The sequence below is a fragment of the Zeimonas arvi genome, from assembly GCF_008039575.1.
In the GTDB taxonomy this organism is placed as follows: Bacteria; Pseudomonadota; Gammaproteobacteria; order Burkholderiales; family Burkholderiaceae_E; genus Zeimonas; species Zeimonas arvi.
Genome location: NZ_VDUY01000005.1, coordinates 32,847 through 57,855, shown reverse-complemented (window position 1 = coordinate 57,855; position 25,009 = coordinate 32,847). Strand labels below are relative to the sequence as shown.

The 25,009-nt window shown below is 72.2% G+C and carries 24 protein-coding genes; 12 read left to right on the top strand and 12 right to left on the bottom strand.

Annotated elements, in window-relative coordinates; translation table 11 throughout:
* Genes FHP08_RS12730 through FHP08_RS12710 form a run of 5 tightly spaced genes read left to right on the top strand, consistent with a single transcriptional unit; the run spans position 1 to position 5,413 of the window.
* Positions 1-1,233: a CaiB/BaiF CoA transferase family protein gene (locus FHP08_RS12730; RefSeq protein WP_147704861.1), complete on the top strand. Its 1,233-nt coding sequence runs from the start codon at positions 1-3 to the stop codon at positions 1,231-1,233.
* A gap of 15 nt (positions 1,234-1,248) precedes the next feature.
* The gene (locus FHP08_RS12725; protein ID WP_147704860.1) at positions 1,249-2,415 is read left to right on the top strand and encodes an acyl-CoA dehydrogenase family protein; all 1,167 of its coding nucleotides are present in this window, start codon (positions 1,249-1,251) and stop codon (positions 2,413-2,415) included.
* A 28-nt stretch (positions 2,416-2,443) separates the two neighbouring features.
* Positions 2,444-3,727, top strand: a complete 1,284-nt coding sequence (locus FHP08_RS12720; protein ID WP_222707886.1) for an acetyl-CoA hydrolase/transferase family protein — start codon at positions 2,444-2,446, stop codon at positions 3,725-3,727.
* A 27-nt stretch (positions 3,728-3,754) separates the two neighbouring features.
* The gene (locus FHP08_RS12715; RefSeq protein WP_147704859.1) at positions 3,755-4,924 is read left to right on the top strand and encodes a CaiB/BaiF CoA transferase family protein; all 1,170 of its coding nucleotides are present in this window, start codon (positions 3,755-3,757) and stop codon (positions 4,922-4,924) included.
* Positions 4,925-4,978: 54 nt separating this feature from the next.
* The gene (locus tag FHP08_RS12710) at positions 4,979-5,413 is read left to right on the top strand and encodes a group III truncated hemoglobin (RefSeq protein WP_147704858.1); all 435 of its coding nucleotides are present in this window, start codon (positions 4,979-4,981) and stop codon (positions 5,411-5,413) included.
* A 39-nt stretch (positions 5,414-5,452) separates the two neighbouring features.
* Here FHP08_RS12710 and FHP08_RS12705 read toward each other — a convergent pair whose 3' ends face one another.
* The 5 genes from FHP08_RS12705 to FHP08_RS12685 are packed head-to-tail and all read right to left on the bottom strand — an operon-like array spanning position 5,453 to position 8,807.
* On the bottom strand, positions 5,453-5,917 hold the full coding sequence (locus FHP08_RS12705) for a type II toxin-antitoxin system VapC family toxin (RefSeq protein ID WP_147704857.1): 465 nt from the start codon (positions 5,915-5,917) through the stop codon (positions 5,453-5,455).
* Positions 5,914-6,210, bottom strand: a complete 297-nt coding sequence (locus tag FHP08_RS12700) for a hypothetical protein (RefSeq protein WP_147704856.1) — start codon at positions 6,208-6,210, stop codon at positions 5,914-5,916. The genes FHP08_RS12705 and FHP08_RS12700 overlap by 4 nt, the downstream gene beginning before the upstream one ends.
* 26 nt (positions 6,211-6,236) lie before the next feature.
* Positions 6,237-7,430: a serine hydrolase domain-containing protein gene (locus FHP08_RS12695; RefSeq protein WP_147704855.1), complete on the bottom strand. Its 1,194-nt coding sequence runs from the start codon at positions 7,428-7,430 to the stop codon at positions 6,237-6,239.
* Positions 7,423-7,893: a tellurite resistance TerB family protein gene (locus tag FHP08_RS12690; RefSeq protein ID WP_147704854.1), complete on the bottom strand. Its 471-nt coding sequence runs from the start codon at positions 7,891-7,893 to the stop codon at positions 7,423-7,425. Before FHP08_RS12690 ends, FHP08_RS12695 begins: the two co-directional genes overlap by 8 nt.
* On the bottom strand, positions 7,893-8,807 hold the full coding sequence (locus FHP08_RS12685) for an NAD(P)-dependent oxidoreductase (RefSeq protein ID WP_187272287.1): 915 nt from the start codon (positions 8,805-8,807) through the stop codon (positions 7,893-7,895). The genes FHP08_RS12690 and FHP08_RS12685 overlap by 1 nt, the downstream gene beginning before the upstream one ends.
* A gap of 123 nt (positions 8,808-8,930) precedes the next feature.
* Here FHP08_RS12685 and FHP08_RS12680 point away from each other — a divergent pair, with 123 nt between their 5' ends.
* Together FHP08_RS12680 and FHP08_RS12675 are read left to right on the top strand one after the other, a co-directional pair.
* Entirely contained in the window at positions 8,931-11,000 is a 2,070-nt protein-coding gene (locus FHP08_RS12680; protein ID WP_147704852.1) for an ATP-dependent helicase, read from the top strand.
* Positions 11,001-11,130: 130 nt separating this feature from the next.
* The gene (locus FHP08_RS12675; protein WP_147704851.1) at positions 11,131-12,420 is read left to right on the top strand and encodes an MFS transporter; all 1,290 of its coding nucleotides are present in this window, start codon (positions 11,131-11,133) and stop codon (positions 12,418-12,420) included.
* 96 nt (positions 12,421-12,516) lie between these two features.
* Here the strand turns inward: FHP08_RS12675 and FHP08_RS12670 are convergent, their stop codons facing one another.
* From FHP08_RS12670 to FHP08_RS12660, 3 genes are all read right to left on the bottom strand, one after another.
* Positions 12,517-13,509, bottom strand: a complete 993-nt coding sequence (locus FHP08_RS12670) for an NADPH:quinone reductase (RefSeq protein ID WP_147704850.1) — start codon at positions 13,507-13,509, stop codon at positions 12,517-12,519.
* Positions 13,510-13,575: 66 nt separating this feature from the next.
* Positions 13,576-15,057, bottom strand: a complete 1,482-nt coding sequence (locus tag FHP08_RS12665; protein ID WP_147704849.1) for a sensor histidine kinase — start codon at positions 15,055-15,057, stop codon at positions 13,576-13,578.
* Positions 15,058-15,067: 10 nt separating this feature from the next.
* Positions 15,068-15,763, bottom strand: coding sequence for a response regulator transcription factor (locus FHP08_RS12660; RefSeq protein ID WP_147704848.1), 696 nt, complete (start codon positions 15,761-15,763; stop codon positions 15,068-15,070).
* Positions 15,764-15,980: 217 nt separating this feature from the next.
* On the opposite strand from FHP08_RS12660, the gene FHP08_RS12655 reads away from it, so the two are divergent.
* Together FHP08_RS12655 and FHP08_RS12650 are read left to right on the top strand one after the other, a co-directional pair.
* Entirely contained in the window at positions 15,981-16,538 is a 558-nt protein-coding gene (locus FHP08_RS12655; RefSeq protein ID WP_187272286.1) for a Spy/CpxP family protein refolding chaperone, read from the top strand.
* A 76-nt stretch (positions 16,539-16,614) separates the two neighbouring features.
* Positions 16,615-17,160 (top strand): YaeQ family protein, encoded by a 546-nt coding sequence (locus FHP08_RS12650; protein ID WP_147704846.1) that lies wholly within the window; start codon positions 16,615-16,617, stop codon positions 17,158-17,160.
* Between the two features lie 22 nt (positions 17,161-17,182).
* Here the strand turns inward: FHP08_RS12650 and FHP08_RS12645 are convergent, their stop codons facing one another.
* A complete protein-coding gene (locus FHP08_RS12645) occupies positions 17,183-17,971 on the bottom strand; it encodes an SDR family NAD(P)-dependent oxidoreductase (RefSeq protein ID WP_147704845.1) in 789 nt (262 codons plus the stop codon).
* A gap of 87 nt (positions 17,972-18,058) precedes the next feature.
* On the opposite strand from FHP08_RS12645, the gene FHP08_RS12640 reads away from it, so the two are divergent.
* A complete protein-coding gene (locus tag FHP08_RS12640; protein WP_147705134.1) occupies positions 18,059-18,766 on the top strand; it encodes a UPF0149 family protein in 708 nt (235 codons plus the stop codon).
* Positions 18,767-18,793: 27 nt separating this feature from the next.
* Here FHP08_RS12640 and FHP08_RS12635 read toward each other — a convergent pair whose 3' ends face one another.
* The gene (locus FHP08_RS12635; protein ID WP_187272285.1) at positions 18,794-20,164 is read right to left on the bottom strand and encodes a TAXI family TRAP transporter solute-binding subunit; all 1,371 of its coding nucleotides are present in this window, start codon (positions 20,162-20,164) and stop codon (positions 18,794-18,796) included.
* 84 nt (positions 20,165-20,248) lie between these two features.
* Positions 20,249-20,896, bottom strand: coding sequence for a hypothetical protein (locus FHP08_RS12630; protein WP_147704843.1), 648 nt, complete (start codon positions 20,894-20,896; stop codon positions 20,249-20,251).
* Positions 20,897-21,083: 187 nt separating this feature from the next.
* Here FHP08_RS12630 and pdsR point away from each other — a divergent pair, with 187 nt between their 5' ends.
* Entirely contained in the window at positions 21,084-21,779 is a 696-nt protein-coding gene (pdsR, locus tag FHP08_RS12625) for a proteobacterial dedicated sortase system response regulator (RefSeq protein WP_147704842.1), read from the top strand.
* A gap of 39 nt (positions 21,780-21,818) precedes the next feature.
* A complete protein-coding gene (locus FHP08_RS12620) occupies positions 21,819-23,891 on the top strand; it encodes an ATP-binding protein (protein ID WP_147704841.1) in 2,073 nt (690 codons plus the stop codon).
* Here the strand turns inward: FHP08_RS12620 and FHP08_RS12615 are convergent.
* Positions 23,869-24,939 (bottom strand): serine hydrolase domain-containing protein, encoded by a 1,071-nt coding sequence (locus FHP08_RS12615; protein WP_147704840.1) that lies wholly within the window; start codon positions 24,937-24,939, stop codon positions 23,869-23,871. The genes FHP08_RS12620 and FHP08_RS12615 overlap by 23 nt on opposite strands.
* Between the last annotated feature and the right edge of the window lie 70 nt (positions 24,940-25,009).

Genomic DNA, 25,009 nt, shown 5'->3' with positions numbered 1-25,009 from the left:
ATGGCGCAGCGCGACGGCGCTGCGGCGGGGCCGCTGGCCGGCATCCGCATCGTGGACATGACCACGGTGCTGATGGGCCCGTATGCCACGCAGACGCTGGCCGACTACGGCGCCGACGTGATCAAGGTGGAGCCTCCCGAAGGCGACCTGGTGCGGCAGATCGGCCCCGCGCGCCACGCCGGCATGGGTCCGATCTTCCTGAACACGAACCGCGGCAAGCGCAGCATCTGCCTCGACCTGAAGAAGCCCGAGAGGCGCGAGGTGCTGCTCAGGCTTGCCGCCGAGGCCGACGCGCTGGTCTACAACGTTCGGCCGCAGGCGATGGCCCGGCTGGGCCTGTCCTGGGAGGCGGTGTCGGCGGTCAATCCGCGCATCGTCTACGCGGGCGTGTTCGGCTACGGCCAGGACGGGCCCTACGCCGACAAGCCCGCCTACGACGACCTGATCCAGGGGGCTTGCGGCCTGCCCCACCTGATCGCGCGCGCCGGCGACGGCACGCCGCGCTACGTGCCGACCGCGCTGAGCGACCGGGTGGTGGCGCTGGCGGCGGTGGGCGCCATCGCCGCAACGCTGGTCGACCGCGAGCGCACCGGGCGCGGCCAGCGCGTCGACATTCCGATGATGGAGACGATGGCCGGCTTCGTGCTCGGCGACCACCTGGGCGGGCTGACTTTCGAGCCGCCGCTCGACGCCGGGGGCTACGGGCGCCAGCTGTCGCCCGACCGCAGGTCGTACAGGACCCGCGACGGCTTCGTCTGCGCGCTGGTCTACAACGACAAGCAGTGGAACGCCTTCCTGGCGGCGATCGGCCGCGAGGACCTGCCGAAGCAGGACCCGCGCTTTGCCGGTTTCGCCGCGCGCATCGCGAACATCGATCACGTCAACGCCGAGCTTGCCAGGATCTTCGAGACGCGCACGACCGCCGAGTGGCTCGCGCTGCTCGAGGCGGCCGACGTGCCGGTGATGCCGATGAACGACCTGCAGGGACTGCTGTCCGACCCGCATCTCGCGGCCACCGGCTTCTTCCGCGCCGTCGAGCACCCGAGCGAAGGCAGGATCCGCGACATGCGGATCGCCGCCACCTGGTCGGCCACCCAGCCGTCGCCCAGCCGGCCCGCACCGCGTCTGGGCGAGCAGAGCGACGAGATCCTGCGCGAGGCCGGTTTCGACGACGCCCGGATCCGGGAATTGATCGAGCGCGGCGCAGTCCGCCCACCCGACATCCAGCACTGAACGACGAGGAAGACGATGGACTTCTCGCTCACCGGCGAACAGGAAAGCATCCGCGACTCGATCGAGCGCATCTGCCGCGACTTCGATGACGCCTACTGGCTGAAGAAGGACCGCGAGGGCGGCTTTCCGTTCGACTTCTTCGACGCGATGGCCGCCAACGGTTGGCTCGGCATCTGCATTCCCGAGGACTACGGCGGCTCGGGACAGGGGATCACCGAGGCCGCGATCATGGCGCAGGCGATCGCCGAGTCGGGCGCGGGCATGTCGGGCGCGTCGGCCGTGCACATCAACATCTTCGGCCTGAACCCGGTGGTGGTGTTCGGCGACGAAGCGCAGAAGAAGCGGATGCTGCCGCCGATGGCGGCTGGCAAGGTCAAGGCCTGCTTCGCGGTCACCGAGCCGAACACCGGCCTGAACACCACGCAGCTCAAGCTGCGCGCGGCGCGCAAGGGCGACCGCTACGTGGTCGACGGCCAGAAGGTCTGGATCTCGACCGCGCAGGTGGCCGACAAGATCCTGCTGCTGGCACGCACCACGCCGCTCGAGGAGGTCAGTCGCCCGACCGAGGGCCTGAGCCTGTTCTACACCGACTTCGATCGCGGCCGCATCCGCGTGCACGAGATCGAGAAGATGGGCCGCAAGGTGGTCGACTCGAACGAGCTGTTCTTCGAAGGCTTCGAGATCCCGGTCGAGGACCGGATCGGCGAGGAGGGCAAGGGCTTCGAGTACATCCTGCACGGCATGAATCCGGAGCGGATCCTGATCGCCGCCGAGGCGATCGGACTGGGCCGCTGCGCGCTCGCGAAGGCCACCGCTTATGCGAAGGAGCGGGTGGTCTTCAACCGGCCGATCGGCCAGAACCAGGCGATCCAGCATCCGCTCGCGAAGAACTGGATGGCGCTCGAGGCGGCGCGGCTGATGATGCTGTCGGCGGCCTGGCAGTACGACAAGGGCCTGCCCTGCGGCGCCGCCGCGAACGCGGCCAAGTACCTGGCCGGCGAGGCGGGCTTCGATGCCTGCCAGCAGGCGGTGATGACCCACGGCGGCTTCGGCTATGCCAAGGAGTTCCACGTCGAGCGCTACCTGCGCGAGGTCATGATCCCGCGCATCGCGCCGGTCAGCCCGCAGCTGGTGCTGTGCTTCATCGCGGAGCGGGTGCTCGGGCTGCCGAAGTCATACTGAGGGCCGAACCGATGCAGGAGCCCTCCCCTTGAGTCGTCCCGACGTCGTGCCGGTGCGCCCCGGCGTGCCTGACCTTGCGCAGTGGATCCGCCCCGGCGACTGCGTGGTCTGCGGGCAGGTGGCCGCGGAGCCGCTCACGCTGACTCGCGCGCTGGTCGAGCAGCGCGAGCGGCTGGGCGGCGTCGACGTGTTCGTCGGCACGCTGTTCTCCGACACCTTCTCGCCCGCGAAGGCCGAGGGGCTGCGCTTCTGCTCGTACGGCGCGATGGGCCGCGCCGCCTCGCTCGCTTCGGCCGGCCTGCTGCGGATCGTGCCCACGCACTACAGCGAGCTCGAGCCCGCCTTCGCCTCGGGCATGCGGCCCGCCGACGTCGTGCTGATCCAGCTTGCGCCCTCCCGAGCGGGCCGGGGGCTGAGCTTCGGACTGGCCAACGACTACGTCGTGGCGGCCGCGCGCCGCGCGCGCGTGGTGGTGGCGGAGATCAACCCCGATGCGCCGTGGACGCGCGGGGCCGAGGTGCCTGCGGATCTCAGGATCGACCTGGCGGTGCAGGCGGCCTGCGCGCCGCTCGAGATCCGCTCCGACGCGGCAGCCGGCGAGCTCGAGACCCGGATCGCGCGCCACCTCGCCGAGATCATTCCCGACGGCGCCACGCTGCAGACCGGCATCGGCAACCTGCCCGACGCGCTGCTCGCCGGCCTCGCGGGACATCGCGAGCTGGGCCTGCACTCCGGGCTGCTCGGCGACCGGGCGATCGAGCTGATCGAGTCCGGCGTGGTCACCAATGCGCGCAAGACGATCGACGCGGGCATCACGGTGACGAACCTGGTCGGCGGCTCGGCGCGCGCGCGCCGGCATGTCGACGACAATCCCGCCTTCGAGGTGCGGCCGGCGGTCTACACCCACGGCGCGGCCACGCTCGCGAGCATCGATCGGCTCTGGGCGATCAACTCGGTGCTCGAGGTCGACCTGAGTGGCCAGGCCAATGCCGAGATGCTGGGCGGCGTGCCCCGCGGTGGGGTCGGCGGGTTGAACGATTTCGTGCGCGGCGCGCGCCATTCTGCCGGCGGTCGCGCCGTGCTGGCGCTGCCGGCCACGACCGGCGATGGCCGGCGCAGCCGGATCGTGCCGACACTGGCTTCGGCCACCGCCACCGTCACCCGCAGCGACGTCGACCTGGTGGCCACCGAGTGGGGCGTGGCCGACCTGAGGCATTGCGATCTCGACGAGCGCGCGCGGCGGCTGATCGCGATCGCCGCGCCGCAGTTCCGGGACGCGCTGGCGCGCGCGGTGCGCGAGCCGGAGTCGTGAGAGCATGGCAACGAGGGAGTTCGCCAGATGACGAGGAAAGGGCCGCTGGCCGGCATCAGGGTCGTCGAGTTCGCCGGCATCGGGCCGGCGCCGATGTGCGGGATGCTGCTGTCGGACATGGGCGCCGAGGTGCTGCGGCTCGACCGGCTCGAGCAGACGGACCTGGGCGTTCCGAGACCGTATCACCTCGACCTGGCCAATCGCGGCAAGCGCTCGCTCGCGGTCGACCTCAAGCATCCCGAGGGGATCGCGCTGGCCCGCGAGCTGATCGCGAAGGCCGACGTGCTGGTCGAGGGCTTCCGGCCCGGCACGATGGAGCGCCTGGGACTCGGCCCCGACGAATGCCTGGCGCTGAACCCCGGGCTCGTCTATGGGCGGGTGACCGGTTTCGGCCAGGACGGGCCACTCGCGAAGGCGGCCGGTCACGACATGAACTACATCGCGCTCGCAGGTGCGCTGCACGCGATCGGCCGGGAGGGCGCGGCGCCGACGCCGCCGCTGAACCTGCTCGGCGACTACGCCGGCGGCACGATGTTCCTGGCCTGGGGCATCGCCTGCGCGCTGCTCGAGGCGCAGCGCTCGGGCAAGGGACAGGTCGTCGATGCGGCGATGGTCGACGGCGTCGCAGTGCTGATGACGGCGCTCTATGGCCTGCTCGGCGGCGGCCTGCACAACGGGCCGCGCGGCACCAACACGCTGGACTCCGGCGCGCCCTACTACGAGGCCTACGAGTGCGCGGACGGCGGCTACGTGTCGGTGGCGCCGATCGAGCATCGCTTCCGCGACGTGCTGCTCGCCAGGCTCGGACCGGAGGCCGAGGCATTGCCCGATCTCGACGACCGCTCGAAGTGGCCGCAGGCCAAGGCGCAGCTGGCCGCGATCTTCCGCAAGCGCACCCGGCGCGAGTGGTGCGAGCTGCTCGAGGGCAGCGACGCCTGCTTCGCGCCGGTGCTCGACCCGCTCGAGGCGCCCTCGCACCCGCACAACCGGGCGCGCGGCACCTACGGGGAGATCGATGGCGTCGTCCAGGGCATGCCGGCCCCGCGCTTCTCGCGCACGCCGCCGGATCTTCCGCGCGGCCCGGAGAAGCCCGGCGCCAGCGGCGGCGGCCTGGCCGTCGACTGGGGCATTCCTCCGGAACGGCTCGGGACGCTGGTGGGCGCGGGCGCGGTCGGCCCGGGTTCGAAAGATCGATAGAATATGAAGCTTTGCGGCCGACGGCCCGAACGGGTCGTCTTCCCCCGGAGCGCAATGTTCAATCCCGACCTCTGCACCGAAGACGAGATCCGCCACCTGGTCCACGCGTTCTACGCGAAGGTGCGCGACGACGCCCTGCTCGGGCCGATCTTCGCCGCGCGGATCACCGACTGGGACCACCACCTCGGCAAGATGGTCGACTTCTGGTCGTCCACCTTGCGCGGCACGGCGCGCTATCGCGGCACGCCGATGCCGAAGCACGCGGCCCTGCCGGGCCTCGAACCGGCGCTCTTCCAGCGTTGGCTGGCCTTGTTCCGCGAGACCACGGCCGAGATGGACAATGCGGCAATGCGCGAGCGCGCCGACGAGCTGGCGGAACGGATCGCCGAGAGCCTGTGGTTCGGCTACCAGATGGCCCGCGACCCGGACCGGATTGCGGCCAAGCTCGAGGCGCGGGCCGCGCACACGCGGGCGCGTCAGGCGCCGTAGCCGTCCGCCCCGGCTTGCGCGGCCTGGCTGCGCAAGCGCTCAGCGCCGCGCCGGCGCCGGTTCGTGCAGCGTGGGAATCAAGGGGTTGCGCGTGCGCAGATCGGGATAGCGGTTGAAGTCGCGATCGGCGGTCCAGAACTCCTCGACGGCATGCTCGATGCAGATCGCGGCGATCCGCGCGTCGTGGGTCGCGCCGCCGGTCGAGCCGGCCCGGCTGGCCAGGGCGCCCAGGATTTCGGCGTGCCGCGCGGTCTCGCCGATCGGGCGGCAGCCCGGATGGGCCAGCCAGGCATGCAAGGTTTCGAGTGCGAGGTCGAGCGGGGTGCGCCATTCGCCGAAGGCGCGGCCGGTGACCACCGCGAGGAACTCGTGGGCGCAGGGCCAGGGGATCGCCCAGCCGCCCGGGTCGCGGGCAAGGCGCGACAGCGCGGCCTGCGCGGACGCGTGGGCCGGCGCGTCGCTGCGGTGCGCATAGACGAGCAGGTTGGTGTCGACTGCGATCACTTGCGCCCCGGCGGCGTGAAGCCGAAGCGCTTCGCGAAGCGCTCGGGGTCGTCGGCGCGGCCCTCGCGCTCGCGGTCGAGAATCTCGCGCAGCGCCGCGGGGTCGAGCGTTGGGGCGCCGGCTGCGGCCAGCGGCCAGGTCGGCGTGCGCAGCGGCGGCAATGCGGACGGCGTGGGCCCGAGCGCGCGCTCGAGCGCGGCCTCGATGATCGCGCGAAGCGTGGTGTTGCCCTCGAGCGCGGCCTGCTTGGCACGGCGAAGCAGGTCGTCGGAGATGTCGATCGTGGTCTTCACGATCGACATCATATGGGAATATGGGTCTATGCGGCAATACGCCTGTCGTTCATCGCCCGATACACCGCGGATTCGAAGGCCAGGAAGCGTGGCAGCACCATCCGGTCGGCGAAAGGCAGCAGCTGCGATACGAACACGCCGGCGATGCCGTTGAGCGTGTCGATCCAGTAGTAGCAATTGCTCAGGCCCGCCCAGGCCAGGCTGCCGGCCGGGCGGCCGGTCGGCGCATCCGCCCGGTTGATCATGAAGCTCAGGCCCCAGCCCTTGGACAGGCCGGGGAAGAACTCGGCGTCCTCCGACAGCGCGGGCACCTGCGTGCGCAGCGGCTGCACTTCCAGGCCGGGGATCTGGTCGGCGGACATCTGCGCCACGGTCTCCGCGCGCAGCACGCGCGCGCCATCGAGCTCGCCGTGGTTCAGGATCATCCGCAGGAAGCGCGCGTAGTCGGCCGCGGTGGAATACAGCCCGCCGCCGCCCATCTCGAACTCGGGCTCCTGCGGAATCTCGAAGTCGGGCAGCGGGGCGATCGTGCCGGCGGCATCGCGCTGGTGCATCTTCGCGAGCCGCGCGCGCATGCCGGGCGTGATCCGGAAGGCGCTGTCGCGCATGCCCAGCGGTGCGAAGATCTCGTCGCGCATCCAGTCGCCGAGCCTCCTGCCGCTCGCGATCTCGAGCAGCCGGCCGGCCCAGTCGATGCCGATGCCGTATTCCCAGCGTGTGCCGGGGTCGAACATCAGCGGCGAGCGCAGCATGGCCAGCTTGCAGGTGCTGTTGGCCGGGATGCCGAGCGCCTGGTGGCAGCGCCAGACCTCGTCGCTCCAGCGCTCGTAGCTGAAGCCCGCGGTGTGGGTCATCAGGTCGCGCAGCGTGACCGGGCGATTCGGCGGACGAAAGCGGGGCGTGCCGTCGGCCTCGAAGCGCTCGAGCACGCCGATCGTGTCGATCTCGGGCGCCACGCGTGCGGCCGGCGCGTCGAGCTCGAGCAGGCCGCGCTCCACGGCCTGCATCACCGCCGCGCCGGTGATCGCCTTCGTCATCGACGCGATCCAGCCCACGGTGTCGCTCGACATCGGTGTCGGTTCGCCGAGGGTGCGCAGGCCGAAGGCGCTCTCGTAGAGGACACCCTTGCGGTCGACGACCAGCGCGGCGATGCCAGGCACCTCGCCGGCTTCGATCGATTGCGAGAGGACGGGGTCGAGGGCAGTGCGAAACTCAGTCATGGGCGGCGTCGCCGAGGCTCTCCTGCGCGCGTCGCTGCGCGTGGACGAAGTCGGCGTGGGGAACGTGGATCAGGTCGGCGATGCGCCGGATCAGGTGGCGCTCGTGCGCGTCGATGTCGCCGTCGGCCATCGCCACCCGCCACATCAGCTCGATGACGCGCATCTTCTGGTCGGCGTCGAAATGGCGGTTGATCAGCGAGGTGAACTGGAAGTAGTCGGTGGCCTGGCGAGCCTCCTGCTCGGCCAGATCGAACAACTGGTCGGCTTCGGCCGCGCTCAGGCCGAGCTTCTCGCGCACGGCCTTCAGCGCCGCCTCGCGTTCGGCGGGTTCGATCTCGCCGTCGATGCGCGCCATTTCGGCGAGCAGCGCGGCGGTGGCCAGCTCGATCGTGTGCTGTCCGCGCGCGCCGGCGCCGCTGCCGCCGAGCTGGCGCTCGAAGAAGTCGGCGATCGCCTTCAGCATCAGCCGGCCTTCCCTGCGGGGACCCCGGCATCGCCCTTCTGCGCGATCTCGCCGCTCGCCTGCAGGTAGACCCCGCTCACGTCGAGCGAACCCAGCCCCGCGCGGCGAGCCGCCTGGAACTGGCTGCGGACCAGCGAGGTGATCGGCGCCGGCCGGTCCACCTGCTGCGCCAGCGCGAGGAAGTAGCGAAGGTCCTTCTCCATCAGCCCGATCTGGAATTGCGGCGTGAAGTCGCGCGACAGGATCTTGGGGATCTTGTTCCGGGTCAGGCGAGAGCCGGCCGCCCCCTCGTTGAGCACCTGCTGCGCCGCCTCCGGGTCGACCCCGGCCGCTATCGCGACCGACAGCGCCTCGGCGAGCGCCGCGTTCAGCGAGCCCGACAGCATGTTGTTGACCAGCTTGATCGTGGCGCCGGCGCCGCTGCCGCCGCAGTGCACCTGCATCTTGCCCATCGCGGCGAGCACCGGCTTCGCCTTCTCGAGCGTGCCGGCTTCGCCGCCCACCATGAAGACCAGCTCGCGGTTGCGCGACTGGGGCACGCTGCCCGAGACCGGCGCATCGAGATGCTCGATGCCGCGGGCCCGCGCCGCCTCGGCGACCTCGCGGACCATCGTCGGCGTGTTGGTGCTCGAGTCGATGATCACCGTGCCCGGCGCCGCATTGGCCACGACGCCGTCGGCGCCGAGCATCACCTGGCGGGTGGCCTCGTCGTCGGCGACGATCGACACGACGAAGTCCGCGCCCGTCACCGCCTGGGCCACCGAGGCGCAGACCGTGGCGCCCTTGTCGGCCAGCGGCTTCGCCTTCCCGGGGCTGCGGTTGAAGGCGCGGACCGTGAAGCCGGCATCGAGCAGGTTGGCGGCCATCGGCGCGCCCATTGCGCCGAGGCCGATGAAGGCGATGGTGGCGGGCATCGGGGTCTCCTGTGCGTGTCGGGAGACCGATTCTAAGCGGCGCGACCCGGCGCCGCGGCCGGGCGGACGGGCGCGGCGCCGGCTCGTGGATGAATCCACAGTAGTCGCGATAGACTCGCGACCATGTCCGTCGAAGTCACTGAATCCGCCTCGACGGGGGCGCGTCCGCGCGCCCCCGTCGAGGCGACCGACGCCCAGCGCCGTGCCGCCTGCTGGGGCGAGACCGGGCCCGACGGCCGGTTCCGTTCCCCGCCGCTGCTCGTCATCGCGGGGGCCGGCACCGGCAAGACGCTGACCATCGCCCATCGCGTGGCGCACCTGGTCATGGCGGGCGTGGACCCGCAGCGAATCCTGCTGCTCACCTTCAGCCGGCGGGCGGCAGCCGAGATGACCCGGCGCGCGGGCCGGCTCGTGGCCAGGGCGCTGGCCGAACGGGCCGGGCGGCCCCTGCCCGCCGCCGCTGCCATCCGCCTGCCCTGGGCCGGCACCTTCCACTCCGTCGGGGCGCGCCTGCTGCGCGAGCACGCCGGGGCGATCGGGCTCGACCCGGCCTTCGGCATCCTGGACCGCGGCGACGCCGCCGACCTGATCGACGCGATCCGCCACGAGCTCGGCTTTTCGGCCACGAAGAAACGCTTCCCGCGCAAGGAAGCCTGCCTGGCGATCCACTCGCTGCAGGCCAGCACCGGCTGGCCGCTGGACCGGGTGCTGCAGGGCTGGCCCTGGTGCGCCGACTGGCGCGCGGAGCTGGAGACCCTGTTCGCGCAGTACGCGCGGCGCAAGCGCGACAACGCGGTGCTCGACTACGACGACCTGCTGCTCGAATGGGAGCGGGCGATGGGCATTCATGAAGTCAGCGCTCGCTTGCGTGCGAAATTCGACCAGGTATTGGTCGACGAGTTCCAGGACACGAATGCGCTGCAGGCCCGCATCCTGCGGACGCTGAAGCCGGACGGTCAGGGGCTGACCGTGGTGGGCGACGATGCGCAGTCGATCTACGCCTTTCGCGGCGCCGACGTCGGCAACATCCTCGACTTCCCGGCCAGCTTCGACCCGCCGGCCGGGCAGGTGACGCTGGAAACGAACTACCGCTCGGTCCAGCCGGTGCTCGACCTGGCCAATGCATTGCTGGCCGAGGCGGCCCGCAAGTTCCCCAAGACCCTGTCGGCTGACCGCGGCGGCGGCGCCCGGCCGCAGCTCGTCACCGTGGCCGACGAGCGCGCCCAGGCCGACTGGGTGATCGACACCGTCCTGCGTCACCGCGAGGAAGGCATGCCGCTGAAGCGCCAGGCGGTGCTGTTCCGCAGCGCGCACCACAGCGACCTGCTCGAGGTGGAGCTGGTCCGGCGCAACGTGCCCTACGTGAAGCACGGCGGCCTGCGCTTCCTCGACGCCGCCCACGTGAAGGACCTGCTGGCGGTGCTGCGCTGGGCCGAGCATCCGCGCAACCTGCTGGCGGGCTTTCGCGCGCTGCAGCTGATGCCCGGCTTCGGGCCGGCGAACGCACAGCGCTGCCTGGAGCGGGTGCGGGAGGGCGCGCTGGTCGACGCGCTGGTCGACGCGCTGCGTGGCTTCGAGGCTCCGGCGGCGGCCCGCGATGCCTGGGCCGGCTTCGTTTCGCTGATGGCCGCGCTGGCGGATTCTTCCACCCGCTGGCCTTCGGGGCAGCTCGATCCGCTGCTCGCCTGGTACCGGCCGCTTCTCGAGCGCCGGCACGACGACGCCGCGGTGCGCGCGAACGACCTCGAGCAGCTCGCGGCGATCGCCACCCGCTTCGGCACGCGCGAGCGCTTCCTCACCGAGCTGGCGCTGGATCCGCCGCAGGCCGCCGGCGACCTGGCGGGCGAACCGTTGCGCGACGAGGACTGGCTCAACCTGTCCACCGTGCACTCGGCCAAGGGGCAGGAGTGGGATGCGGTCTGCGTGCTGAACGTGACCGACGGGAACTTCCCGAACGAGTACGCGACCGGCGATGCGCTGGCGATCGAGGAGGAGCGGCGCCTGCTCTACGTCGCGGCGACCCGCGCGCGGGACGCGCTCTACCTGCTCGAGCCGAAGGCCTTCTACGTGACCGGCCAGCAGCGCTGGGGCGACCGGCACGTCTGGGGCGCTCGCAGCCGCTTCCTGACCGCGCCGGTGCTGGCGCAGCTCGACCCGGTGGCGCCGGCGTTTCCGGGCGACGCGCTGCCCTGAGCGACATGCTGCCCTGAGCGATTCGCGGAACGCCGCGCGGGCGGCGCGCAGCGCGCCGGACTAGACTGGCGGATCGGCCGGCACGGGCTTGCTCCATGGCCTGCCCGCCGGCGTCAGGAGACCGCCGCCGATGCAGCACGAAGTCGACTCCCGCTACGCCTGGTTCCGCCTGGGCATCAACCTCGCGTTGATGACGATCGGCGCGGCCGGAATGTATGTCGTCGTCGTGGTCCTGCCGTCGGTGCAGGCCGAATTCGGCGTGGCCCGCGGCGAGGCCTCGCTGCCCTACACGCTCACGATGATCGGCTTCGGTCTGGGCGGGATCATGATGGGCCGGCTGGCCGACCGCTTCGGGATCCTCGTTCCCGCGGTGCTCGGCGCGGTGGCCCTGTCGGTCGGCTTCGTCGCTGCCGCCTTCTCGCCGAACCTGCTCACCTTCGCGATCCTGCAGGGTGCGGTGATCGGCTTCCTGGGCAGCTCGTCGACCTTCTCGCCGCTGATGGCCGACACCTCGTTCTGGTTCCTGCGCCGGCGCGGCATCGCGGTGGCGATCTGCGCGGCCGGCAACTACCTGGGCGGCGCGATCTGGCCGACGGTCGTGCAGGCCTTCGTCGAGGACTACGGCTGGCGCAACACCTACATCGGCATCGGCATCTTCTGCCTGGCCACGATGCTGCCGCTGGCCCTGATGCTGCGCGCGCCCCGACCGCTGGCGACCTCGCTGCCGCTCACCGACACCGAGGCGGCAAAGGCCGCGGTGCAGGCGGTGGCCCGTACCGCGGGCACCGGGCACTCGGCCGAGCGCCCGCTCGGCATGACCCCGCGCGCGCTGCTCACGCTGCTGTGCATCGCCGGCGTGGCCTGCTGCGTGGCCATGTCGATGCCGCAGGTCCACATCGTGGCCTACTGCGCCGACCTGGGCTACGGTCCGGCGCGCGGCGCCGAGATGCTGTCGCTGATGCTGGGCTTCGGCATCGTCAGTCGCCTGATATCGGGCATGATCTGCGACCGCATTGGCGGCCTGCGCACGCTGCTGCTCGGCTCGGTCATGCAGACGATCGCGCTGATCCTGTTCCTGCCCTTCGACACGCTGGGCTCGCTGTACGTGATCTCGATCCTGTTCGGCCTGTTCCAGGGTGGCATCGTGCCCTCCTACGCGATCATCGTGCGCGAGTACTTCTCGCCCCGCCTCGCCGGCACCTGGGTGGGCCTGGTGATCACCTCGACCATGGTCGGCATGGCCCTGGGCGGCTGGCTGTCCGGCGCGATCTTCGACCTGACCGGCTCCTACGACGCCGCCTTCGTCAACGGGATCGCATGGAACGTCGTCAACGCCGCGATCGTGCTGTGGCTGCTCAAGCGGGCAAGCGGGGCCGGCCTGCTGCGCCCTCTTCGGGCTCCGAAACCGGCGATTGCCTGAACGGCGCGGTGCTTCCCTGCGACGGGCTTGCCGCTTGCCGGCTCGGGTGAACGTCGCCACACAGCGCCGGCCCGTCGCCGGGGACCGCCGCAGCGTTCAGTCGATGGCCACGAGGACCTTGCCGACGTTTGCCATGGCTTCGGTCGCCTCGTGCGCCGCGGCGATCTCGTCGAGCGAGAACGTCTTGTAGAACTGGTGCTTCAGCCGGCCCTCGGCGAGCGTCTCCGAGATCCAGCCGGCGGCCTCGTCGTGCGCGGCCTGCGGCATCGCGTAGACCAGCACGAAGCGCACGGTGAGGTCCTTGGCAAGCATGGGCCAGAAGGGGACGGCGGGCTCGGGAACTGCATCGGACGCGTAGGTCGCGATCACGCCGCTCGGCTCGAGCAGGGCCATGTCGTCGGCCAGGTTCGCGCCGAAGGCGACCTCGATCACGCGGTCGAGCGGCGTGTCGGCGCCGCAGATCCTGCGAACCGCCTCGACCACGTTCTCGGTCTTGCGGTTCACGATCGCATCGGCGCCGGCTTCGCGGGCGCGCCGGGCCTGCTCGTCGCGGCTGACGGTGGCGATCACCTTCGCCGCGCCGCCGAGCTTCGCGACCTGCACCGCGTAGTAGCCCACCGCGCCGGCGCCGCCCTGCACCAGCACGGTCTTGCCGGCGATCGGGCCGTCGGTGAACACGCAGCGATGGGCGGTCATGACCGGGATGCCCATGCAGGCGCCCACGTCGAAGCCCACGCGGTCGGGCAGGCGCACCGCCTTGTGGGCAGGCACGCAGCAGTACTGCGCCGCGGTGCCGAAGGGGCGGCCGAGGTTGGCCTCGTAGACCCAGACGCGCTCGCCGATCCGGCCGGGATCGACGCCCTGGCCGACCGCGTCGATCTCGCCGGCGCCGTCCTGGTGCGGAACGACCACCGGGAAAGGCATTTCCTTCACGCGCAAGCCGCCCCGGCTCTTGGTATCGGACGGGTTGACCGCGGACATCCGGATGCGCACCCGCACCTCGCCGGCGGCGGGCTGCGGGTCGGGCCGCTCGCCCACGCGCAGCACCTCGCGCGCGGCGCCCTTCTTTTCGTACCAGGCTGCTTTCATCGTGGCTGACTCCTTGCGAAGAGCGGAAAACCTTCGAGCATAGAGGCAAGACGACACGCGCGAAAATCAGCCGCCTGCGGACAGGGTCATCGTGACCTCGAGCCCGCCGCCTGTGCGATTGGCCGCCGCGATCGTGCCGTGGTGGGCCGCCAGCGCGCGGCGCGCGATCGCCAGGCCCAGGCCGTGGCCGTCGGCGCTGCCGCTGCCGCGGTGGAAGGGCTCGAAGATCGCGTCGAGCTGATCGGGGGGCACGCCGGGGCCGCGGTCGGCGACCACGATCGTGATCGCGGCTTCCGGCTCGTACCGACGCGTTCCCTCGGCGGGGGCCGCCGCGTGCCGGCCAGCCTGCGTCCCGGCGCGCAGGGCGACCTCGACCGTGCTGCCCTCAGCGGTGTGCCGGACCGCGTTGCGGATCACGTTCTCGAGGGCCCGTTGCAGCCACTCAGGCTGGGCGCGCGCCACCGTGACCGGCGCGGCCGGCGCGTCGAGCGCCACGTCGCGACCGCGCGACTGCGCCTCGAAGCGCGCATCCTCGACGATCTCCTGCAGCAGCTCGCCGAGCTCGACTTCCTGGCGGGCGGCATCGCCGGCGTTGGCCTCCAGCCGGGCCAGCGTCAGCAGCTCGCCGACCAGCGTGTCCAGGCGTTGCGTGTCGCGCTCGATCCGGTCGAGCATCGCCGCGGTCCGCTCGGGGTCCTGGCGCGCCAGGCCGACTGCGGCCTGCAGGCGCGCGAGCGGCGAGCGCAGTTCGTGCGACACGTCGTGCAGCAGTCTGCGCTGCGACACGATCAGCTTCTGCAGCCGCTCGGCCATCCGGTCGAAGTCCTCGCCCAGGCCGGCGATCTCGTCGCGGCGCCGGCCCATCAGCGGCGCGACACGGGTGTCCAGCCGGCCGTCGGCGGCGTTGGCGAAGGCGCGCCGCAGGTGGCGGATCGGCCGGGTCAGGTAGCCGGCAAGCAGGGCGCTGAACGCGAGGCTGGCCAGCAGGCCGATCGCGATGCCCAGCGCCGGCGGCGGGGGCTGGGCCCGGCGGCCGGGCGGGCCGCCGCGCGGCGACTCGGCGCGCCTGCCGGTGTTGCCGTCGGCCAGCGGCACGAAGAGCAGCAGACGCCGGCCTTCCGCGGTCTCGACCAGGCGCACGCCGCGGACCGCGCGTCCGCCGGGCATGGGGCCGCTGCCGGCGCCGCGGCTGCCGCTGTCCTCGGTGGCCGCCAGCGCCCGCGCCCGCGCCACCGCATCGGCCGGCACTGCGCGACCGAGCAGCTCGCGGCCCGTGTCGTCGATCGCGTGAACCCGGGCGGCTGCGCCGGCGTCTCCTGCTTCGGCCTCGAGCAGCGCGCGCAGCGCCGGCTCGCCGCCGTAGCGCAGCGTGGCGGCTGCCGATCGCACCAGGATCTCGGCGCGCGGTCCGGCCGACAGGGCCGTCTCCGGCCGGGGGTCGCGCTGCTGCTGGTACAGCCAGACCGCGGTGCCGACCGCGACGCCGGCCGCGATCAGGGTGAGCCAGAAGCCCAGGAACAGCTTCCAGAACAGGCCCGGGAAGCTCATCGCGGGAGCCTCACTCGGGATCGCGCACGAACTGGTAGCCGCGGCCGCGCACGGTCTCGATCCAGGAGCTGCCGTCGTCGCGCGGGCCGAGCTTGTGCCGCAGGCTGCTCACGTGCACGTCGATGCTGCGATCGAAGCGGCCGAGCGGCCGCCCGAGCGCCGTCTCGGACAGCTCGGCCTTGTCGACCACGCGGCCGGCATTCCGGGCGAGGATCTCGAGCAGGCCGAACTCGGTGCCGGTCAGCGACAGCGGGGCGTCGTGCCAGGTGGCGCGACGCGAGCCGGGCCACAGCCGCAGCGGTCCGCTCGCGACCGGCCCGTCGGGCGCGCCCTCGCGCGGGGCGCTGCGCCGCAGGATCGCGCGCAGGCGCGCGGCCAGCTCCCGTGGCGTGCAGGGCTTGGGCACGTAGTCGTCGGCCCCGAGCTCCAGCCCGAGGATGCGATCGATGTCGTCGCCGCGCGCGGTGAGCATCAGCACCGGCACCGGGCTGCGCGCGCGGATGCGCCTGAGTGCCTCGATGCCGTCGATGCCGGGCATCATCACGTCGAGCACGACGATGTCGAAGGGCTCGTCCAGCGCCCGGCGCGCGCCGGCCTCGCCGTCGGGGGCCGTCTCGGCGTCGAAGCCCTCGCGGGCCAGGTACTCGGCCAGCAGGGTCGAGAGCTCGACGTCGTCGTCGACGAGCAGGACTCTGGGTGGGGTCATCGGGGCATCTCTTTGCGCCGATGATAGCCGCGGCCCGTCGGGCGCCGCTCGGCCCCGCGACGCACTTTACGATCGTTTACACAACCCGAACCCCGGTAAACGAGACGCTCCGGCACGATGCGTCCGTGGCCCGATGCGGGGCGATCCTCTTCCCGCAGGGCCCCGGCGGCGCTGCCCCGGCTTGCGCCCCCCGATTCCTTCGAACGGAGATCAGACTATGAAGAAGCGACTTGTTGCCGGCCTGGCCCTGGCCGGCGCCCTTGCGGTTGCGGCCCCGATGGTCGCCCATGCCTGGGGCGGCGGCGAGCGGTGCGCCGACGGTCCGCGCGCGGGCATGATGCACAAGCACGGCCATCACCACGGCAAGCACGGAATGTACGGCGAGCGCGGCTTCATGGCCGACCTGCAGCTGAGCGAGGAACAGCGCGGCAAGCTGGCCGAGCTGCGCAAGGCGAATGCGCCGGCCATGCAGGAGCAGGCGAAGGCCATGCGCGAGGCGCGCCGCGAGTTGCGCGCCCTCGGCTTCTCGGCCGAATACGACGAGGCCAAGGCCCGCGCGCTCGCCGAACGCGCCGCCAAGGCCTCCGCCGAAATGGCCGCCCAGCGCGCCAGGGCCGCCAACGATTTCTACCAGGTGCTCACCCCCGAGCAGCGGCAGAAGTTCAGCGAGCGGATGGCGCGCATGGAGGAGCGCAGGGCCGGCAAACGTGAGGGCCGGCAAGGCCCCGCCGAACGCTCCGACCTCTACGGTCCGGACGCCGGTCCGCGCGTCTGAGCCCGGGGAGGGCGCCACGGGCCGGGCGACCGGCCCCGCTCGGATCGCCGAAGGGCGGTTGCGGTACATTCCGCCGATGGCCCTTCGCTCCACGATCCACAAGGCCGCGTTGTCCATCGCCGACATGGACCGCGGCCATTATTCCGACCACGAGCTCACCGTCGCGCTGCATCCCTCCGAGACCGAGGAGCGGATGATGGTGCGGCTGCTCGCCTTCGCGCTGTTCGCAGACGAGGACCTCGCCTTCGGTCGCGGGCTGTCCACCGACGACGAGCCCGACCTCTGGCAGCGCGACGATACCGGCGCGATCGTCCACTGGATCGACGTCGGCTGGCCCGACGAGCGCCGGATCCGGCGCGCCTGCGGCCGCGCCGAGCGGGTGTCGGTGCTCGCCTACGGCGGCGCCAAGACCGAGGTCTGGTGGTCGCAGAACGCCTCGGCGCTGGCGCGCAACGCCAACCTCGACGTCGCGGCGGTGCCGCGCGACGCCTCGGCCGCCCTGGCCGGCCTGGCCCGGCGTTCGATGCGCCTGAGCGTCAGCATCCAGGACGGCCGGATCTGGTTCGGCGACGACTCGGGCGGCGTCGACCTCGAGCTGCAGCGGCTGAAACCCGCCGCCTGAGCGCGCATCGGGCCGCCCGCCCTCAGCGCAGCCGCTTCGCGAAGGGCAGGGTGCTGGTCAGGCCGCCGTCGACCGCGATCGCCTGGCCGTTCACGTACGAGGCGTCGTCGCTTGCCAGGAAGGCCGCCATGGCCGCGATCTCGTGCGGCAGGCCGTAGCGGCGCAGCGGGTTCAGCTGGCCGAGCTTGTCCTCGCTGCCCCGCGCGCGGGCGTACTCGAAGACCGGCTTCGTCATTCCGGTCTCGATCAGCCCCGGGCACACCGCATTGATCCGCACGCCGCTGCCCCACATCGAGTTGGCGGCGGTCTGCACCAGGCTGATCACGCCGGCCTTGCTGGCGCTGTAGGGGCTGCCGCCGGCGTTCGAGCGCAGGCCGGCCACCGAGGCGGTGCAGACGATCGCACCGCGTCCCTGCCCGACCATGTGCCGGCCGGCGTGCTTGATCGCCAGGAAGGGGCCGATCAGGTTCACCCGCAGGATCTCGGTCCAGAGGGAGACGTCCTGCTCGAACAGCGGGACGTCGCCGCCGCTGATGCCGGCGTTCGCGTAGACCACGTCGAGCCCGCCGAAGGCCTCGAGCGCGCGGGCGACATAGGCCTTCACCGAGGCCTCGTCGCCGGCGTCGGCGGCCATCGCGATCGCGTCGCCGCCTTCGGCCCGCACCATGGCGGCGGTCTCCTCGACCGCGTCGGTGCTGCGGTCGATCGCCAGGACCCGCGCGCCCTCTTGCGCGAAGCGCAAGGCGCTCGCCCTGCCGATGCCGCTGCCCGCGCCGGTCACGATCGCGCGCTTGCCTGCCAGTCTGCCCATGCCTGTCCTCCTTCGTGGTGTCGCCGAGACCCCATTCTGAACGATGCCCGTCATGTGCATTCCGTCAGGCGCGCGTAAGATTGTCGGATGCAAAACCCCACGAAACCAGGCCAGGCGCCGCTCGCCGAGGCCGACTACGACCGGCTCGACGCGCTGCTCGATTCACTGGGTAATGGCGACGCGATGATCGTCGAGGAGCTCGACGGCTTCCTTGCCGCGCTCGCCTGCGGCGCCGAGGTCGTGCCCCCTGAGGAATACCTCCCCGAGATCCTCGGTCTTCCCGACGACGCCGAGGGCGCCGGCAGTGCGCCCGCCGAATTGCTCGGGCTGATCGAGCGGCATCGCCTGCAGGTCGAGTCGGCGCTGGCCGCGCAAGACTATGCGCCGGTGCTGGCTCACGACGAGCACGGCCAGCCCGATGGCGTGGCCTGGGCCGTCGGCTTCCTGCGCGGCGTGGAAATGCGCCCCGAAGGCTGGGAGGCGATGATCGAGGAAGACGAGTTCTCCGACGCGCTCGATGCGGTGGAGACCCTCGCCGCCACGCTCGACGACGACGCGCCCGCGGCCGCCCGCAAGCTCGGCCGGCGCGAGCGCGAGGCGCTGATCGACCAGATGATCGCCGACGTCGCCGACATCCACGAGTTCTTCAGGCCCTTCCGCAAGGCCGGCACCACGCCGCAGGCCATGCGGGTCGAGACCGTCCGCCGCGAAGGCCCCAAGCTTGGCCGCAACGACCCCTGCCCGTGCGGCAGCGGCAGGAAGTACAAGCTCTGCTGCGGCCGCCAGGCGGCCTGACATCGCTTCCGGCGGCCTGGTCGTGTGTCAGGCGGCCTGCTCGGTGGCGCGCTCACCCGATCGGGCCTCGGCGCGGTTGCGCACCAGCCTGATGTGGCTGCGCAGCGCGTACAGCGCGTCGGTGTGCGACAGCGGCACCGCGATCCGCTCGACTCGCGAGTCCAGCTCGTCCAGATCTCTCAGCAGCTCGACGCGGTCGCGTTCGCCGTCGGACAGCGCGTCCTCGATCCGGCGCAGCTGGCCGTACCAGCGGAAGATCCGCGAGCGCACGCGGAACTCGTAGAGCGGCGGCACGATCCGTGAAAGCGGGATCAGCACCGCGATGATCGAGACCAGCGCGAGCCACATCCGGTCGATCAGGTTGGCCAGCCAGAACGGCAGGTAGCGCTGCAGCCAGGGCGTGCCCGACCGGAAGTAACGCTCGGCCTCGGCGGCCAGCGGCCACTCGAGCGAACGCTCCGACGGGAAATCGCCGCGCCGCTGGAACCAGCCGGAATTGCCGTGGATCGCCCGGGCGGCCTGCACGAAGAGCTGGGCGAGCGCCGGGTGCAGGTCGGCGTGCGCGACCAGCATCGCGGTCGGCGCCACCAGCCGCACGTCGGCGGGCGGCACGTCGTTCGCCAGGTCGACCACGCCTCGCGGCAGCAGCACCGGGCTCAGGAAGGGAAAGCGCCGCGAGTAGGCCTCGGCCTGGGCCACGTCGAGCAGGCGCACGCCCGGCGTCTGCAGCAGCATCTGCACGATCGGCGCCTCGGGGGCCGAGGCGAAGGCCACTGCGTCGATCCGGCCGGCCAGCAGTTCGATGACCGCGGGCGTCTGGCCGAGCCGGTGCAGCGAGAGGTCGCCGTCGCGGATCCCGTTCGCCTCGAACAGGCGGCCGATCAGGTTGGGCACGCCGCTGCCCGGCGGGCCGATGTTCAGCTTCCAGCCGCGCAACTCGCCCAAGTTCTCCAGCCTCGCCTGCCGGAGCAGGCGTCTCGCGGAATCCTCGCGGTAGAACAGCCACAGCGGCTCGAAGAACAGGCTGCCCAGCGCGACCAGCCCGTCGCCCTTGGTTTCGCCTGGCGGCGGCTCGCGGGTGTCCGCGCCGCCCTGCACGAAGGCCAGCGAAACGCCGGAGGCGGGATCGCGCAGCAACTCGAGGTTCTCGGCCGCGCCCTGCGTCTCGCGGAGCACGACCTCGATGCCGTGGCGGGCGAGCCACGCGGCGTAGCGTCGGCCGAACTCGGCGTAGGCGCCCTGCTGCGGGCCGGTGGCAAGGGTGACCGTGGTCGGCGGCGTGGGCTGGAGGAACCAGAAGGCGGCCCACAGCAGGCCGGCCGCGAGCAGCGCGAAGGGACCGAAGGTGAGCGCGAAGTCGCGCGCGTTGAGCAGGGCGTTTCGGAGGAACCTGGGCATGGGCACGATTATCGGGCCCGATTCGCCGCGGTCACCGATCTGCCGATGCGTCCGCCTGGAAGGTCTGATCGACGGCGGGCCGGGTCACTGCGCGCGTGCGCCGGCCGCGGCAGCAGGCGCGGTGGCCTGCTCGGTGGCCGTCCGCACCGAGGCTGCCGGCTGCCGGGCGTCGGTCGGCGGAGCGCTGGGCGCGAGCGATTGCGCGGCGGTCGCTCCTGCGGAAGCCGGCACCTGCGGCGCGACCTCGGTTTGGCCGATCGGCTTTTCGGCGCGCAGCGACTCGGAGGTGATCTCGATCCGCGGCGGCGTCGCAGTCGCCTCGCCGGAACGGGGCTGCGCTGCGGCGGACTCGCCCGCGGGGCCGGCCGGCTGCGCTGCCGGGTCGAGCGAAGCCGGCGCGGGCTGCGACGCGGCGATCGGCTTGTCGGCGCGCAGCGATTCCGCGGTGATCTCGATCCGGGCTGCGGGCGCGGGGGCGACCAGGGGCGTCGCGGCCTTCGCCGCCGCCGGCGCCCCGGCGGCCGGGGACTCGCCGGTCTCCGGCGCCGCCCGACGGACCTCCGCCGGCGCTGCCGACCCGGCCGTCGGCCCCTCGGCCTGCATCGAGATCACCAGCACGACCGATGCGAGCATGACCGAGACGACGACCGCGGCGGCCAGCACGTAGCCCAGGAAGGCGATCCAGTCGCGCCAGTCGATGGTCGGTTGAGCGGTTCCCTCGGTCGTCGGCATGAGCTTCCCTTGGCGCGGCACGGCATGTGCGATAGCGTGAATTGGACGGGGCCGCTGCGTCAGCCGCGAGGCGCGAACCGGATCGAAAGGGAACCGATTCGGGCAAAGGGGGGGCAGCCTCGGCGCCGCGTGCGCCGAACCCCTTGCAGGGGCCGGAATGCCGCGGGTTTGCGATAAAGTGCCGTCCATGGCACGCCGCATTGCAGTCATTGAAGACGAACCCGCGATCCGCGACAACCTGCGTGATGCGCTGGCGCGACAGGGTTTCGAGGTCTCCACCTTCGGCAACCGCCCCGAGGCCCAGCAGGCCATGCAGATCCGCCTGCCCGACATGGCGATCATCGACATCGGCCTGGCCGACGAGCCCGACGGCGGTTTCGAGCTTTGCCGATGGCTGCGGGAAAAGGCGCCCGCCCTGCCCATCCTGATGCTGTCGGCGCGCGACTCCGAGATCGACATCGTGTCCGGGTTGCGGCTCGGCGCCGACGACTACGTCACCAAGAACGTGAGCCTGCCGCACCTGCTGGCCCGGGTCACCGCGCTGTTCCGGCGCGCCGACGCGGTCGCGCAGCCCTCGCAGCAGGGCGAACCCATGATCCGCGGCCCCTTGCGCCTCGACGTCGCCCGCTTCGAGGCCACCTGGCGCAGCGAGCCGATCGCGCTCACGGTCACCGAGTTCTGGATGCTTCACGCGCTGGCCATGCACCCCGGCCATGTCCGCGATCGCGAGGCGCTGATGCGCGAGGCCAACCTGGTCGTCGACGACCAGACGGTCACCTCCTACGTGAAGCGCCTGCGTCGAAAGTTCGAGGCGATCGACAAGGACTTCGACGCGATCGAAACGGTCTACGGGCTCGGTTACCGTTTCCTGGTCCGCGAGTAGACCGGGGCCGTCTTGCCCGAGCCACGGCGCGCCGAGCCGATGCCCGAAGCGGCCCGCCCCCGCCGCTGGCGCCTGCCGCTGGGCCTGCGCTTCACGCTGGTCCTGTCGCTGATCCCGCTGCTGGTCCTGCCGCTGATCGGGCTTCGCTTCGTCGAGGTCATGACGGAGCTGGCGCGCAACGAGCGTCTCGAGAACCTCGCGCTGGCGGCGCGGAATCTCTCGGCCTCGCTGCACGAGCGGCCCGAGCTCTTCTCGTCTCCCGATGCGGCGCGCCGCGCCGATGCGGTCCGCCTGCTGGCGGTCGGGCTGCTCGCGGAAGTCAACGTGGACCAGCGCGATCGCGAGTGGGCCGGCATGCCGAGCCGTCTTCTGACCGAGCCCGACGCCGGCGACGGCCGCTCCCCGACCCTGCGCGTGCGCCTGTCGGCGGCGCGCGCGCAGGAGCACCCCGGCAAGCTGTACCTGCTGGTGGACGCCGACGACGAGCGCCTGGTGCTGCCCGAGGTTCGCGACGGCGTGGCCAAGCCCGGCGACGAGGTCATCGTCTCGGTGGGCGAGCGCGCCGGGGAGATGCGCGACCTCAAGGTCCAGCCGGTCGAGCGTACGGGCGGCTGGCGGGCCGAGATCGAGCTCGACCCCGAGCCGCCGCTGCTGCGCATCCGGGTCGTCGACGTCGACTACCTGGGGTCGCGGAAGGTGGAGGGGCGGCTCGATTCGGGCATGCTCGCGCCGGCCCGGGCGCTGGGCGACGTGCTCCCGGACGATCCCCGGGTGCCCTTGTGGAGCAACGCGATCCGTTCGCTGGCGCGGGCCTCGGGCCGGGTGTCGGTCTACGACGCCTCGGGCGAACTGCTCGCGCAGACTGGCCAGCTCACCGGCGGCGAGCTGCCCGACCGCGGCTGGCAGGCGCGGCTCGCCAGGACGCTGCTGGCCGGCGCCGACCTGCTGCGACCGGCCGCGCCGAAGCTCGCCACCGGCGACCGCGGCGAGGCCGGCAGTGGCGTGGCGGCGACCGACACGCCCGCGCTGACCCGGGCCCTGACCGGCCTGCCCGCGCAGCAGGCCGAGCGCCTGGCCGGCGCGTCGGGGGTGCCGGCCTGGCTGCTCACCAGCGCGCACCCGGTGTGGGTCGGCGACCGGGTGGTCGGCGCGCTGGCCATCGAGGAGAACACCGCCTCGCGGCTCTCGTTCGGGCAGGCCGCGATCGAGCGGCTGGCGCTGCTGGCCGCCCTGGCGCTGGCGGCCAGCGCCGGCGCCCTGCTGCTGGTGGCGTCGATCACCGTGGGCCGGATCGTGCGGCTGCGCCGGCAGGCCGAGCGCGCGATCGACTCCCGCGGGCGGGTGGTGGGCCGGATCGAGCCCGGCCCGATCGGCGACGAGATCGGCGCGCTGGCCGAAAGCCATGCCCAGGTGCTCGAGCGCCTGGGCCAGCACCAGCAGTACCTCGGCAACCTGCGCAGCAGGCTGGTGCACGAGCTGCGCACGCCGATCATGGTGGTCCGGTCCTCGCTCGACAACCTGGCAGCCGAGACCGACGAGGCGCGCCGCGCCGCCTACCTCGAGCGCGTGCGAGAAGGCGCGCAGCGGCTCGAACGGATCGTGGCCAGCATGGGCGAAGCCTCCAGCCTGGAGTCGATGCTCGCGCAGAGCGAACTCGAGCAGGTGGATCTCGGCGAGCTGATCCGCAGCTGCGCCGACGGCTATCGAAGCGCCTTCGGCGTGCCGATCGAGGTGGACTGCGAAGCCGCCGACACCCGCTGCGCGGTGGTGCCCGAGGCGATCGCGCAGGCGCTCGACAAGCTGGTCTCGAACGCCGTGGATTTCGCGGTCAAGGGCTCGCCGATCCGGATCGGGCTCGCGCGCGAGGGCGGGCGCGCGCCGGCCTGGAAGATCGTGGTCGCCAACCAGGGGCCGGCCCTGCCCGCCACGATGCGCGACAGCCTGTTCGACTCGATGGTCTCGGTGCGGGTGGGCGCGGGCCGCGGCAGCGCCCACCTGGGCATGGGGCTCTACCTGGTTCGGCTGGTCGCGGAATTCCACGGCGGCCGCGCGTTCGCCCGCGACATCGAGGGCGGCGTCGAGGTCGGCTTCACGATCGCCGCAGGCCGCTGAGGGCCTTCACCACGCGGGCCGCGAAGCCGTCGATCTTCGCGCCCTCGATCCAGCGCACCACGGCCACCAGTCGGCGCTCGGGATCGACCCAGGTGACCGACGAACCGGCGCCCAGTGCGAAGAAGCCGCGGCCGCCCGCCGACGGAAACACGTCCTGCGTGCCGTTGAGCCAGACCAGCATGCCGTAGAAAGGCGCGAGCGGGCAGGGCGTGCGCATCCGCTCGATCCACGCCTGCGACAGCACGCGTCGTCCGTTGGCAGTGCCGCCATCGGCGAGCATCTGGCCGATCAGCGCCTGGTCGTGCGCGCTGATCGAGATGCCGCCGCCCCAGTGGCTGCCGCCCGGCACCGACTGGACGCGCTTGCCATCGATCTCGACCCAGGAGTTCTCGTAGCCCACCCAGCGCCAGGGATCGCGGGCGCCCACCGGCCCGAGCACCGCCTCTTCGAAGACCTCGGGCAGCGGCCGGCGGAACAGGTGCAGCAGCGCGAGCGACAGCTGGTTGATCCGCACGTCGTTGTATTCCCAGAAGGTGCCCGGCGCCCGCAGCGGGCGCGGATCGCCCTTGCGACCCGCGGGCGCGACCTTCTGGTACTCGACCACCCGGTAGCGGTCGACCTGGTCGGGCACGCCGAAGCATTCGCCCTGCCACTCGCTGGTCTGCTGCAGCAGGTGGGTCCAGGTGACCTCGCGGTTGGGGCCTTCGTCGAAGCCGATGCCGGGCGCGCGCAGCCGGGCGGGCTCATCGGGGTCGGGCAACAGCCCGCGATCGACGGCGATGCCGGCCAGCAGCGCCAGGTAGGTCTTGGCGACGCTGAAGGTCAGGTCGGCGCGATGCGGCTCGCCCCAGCGCGCGACCTCGCGGCCGTCGAGCCGGATCACCCCCGACACCGGGCCCCGGTCGTGCAGCGGCCCGAGGGCACGGTTCCACGGCGCGGGGTCGAGATGATGGATGCCGAAGTTGCCGCCGACCTCGCGGCTCCACGGGGTTTCGCTGGCGATCGCGTAGGCGATCGCGTCGTCGAAGGGATTCGGGACTTGGGGCATGTCGGATCGTGAGGCGGCTGGGCAGGGAGGGAGGATGGGTCGGCGTGAGGATTGCAGTGCCTCGCGGGGG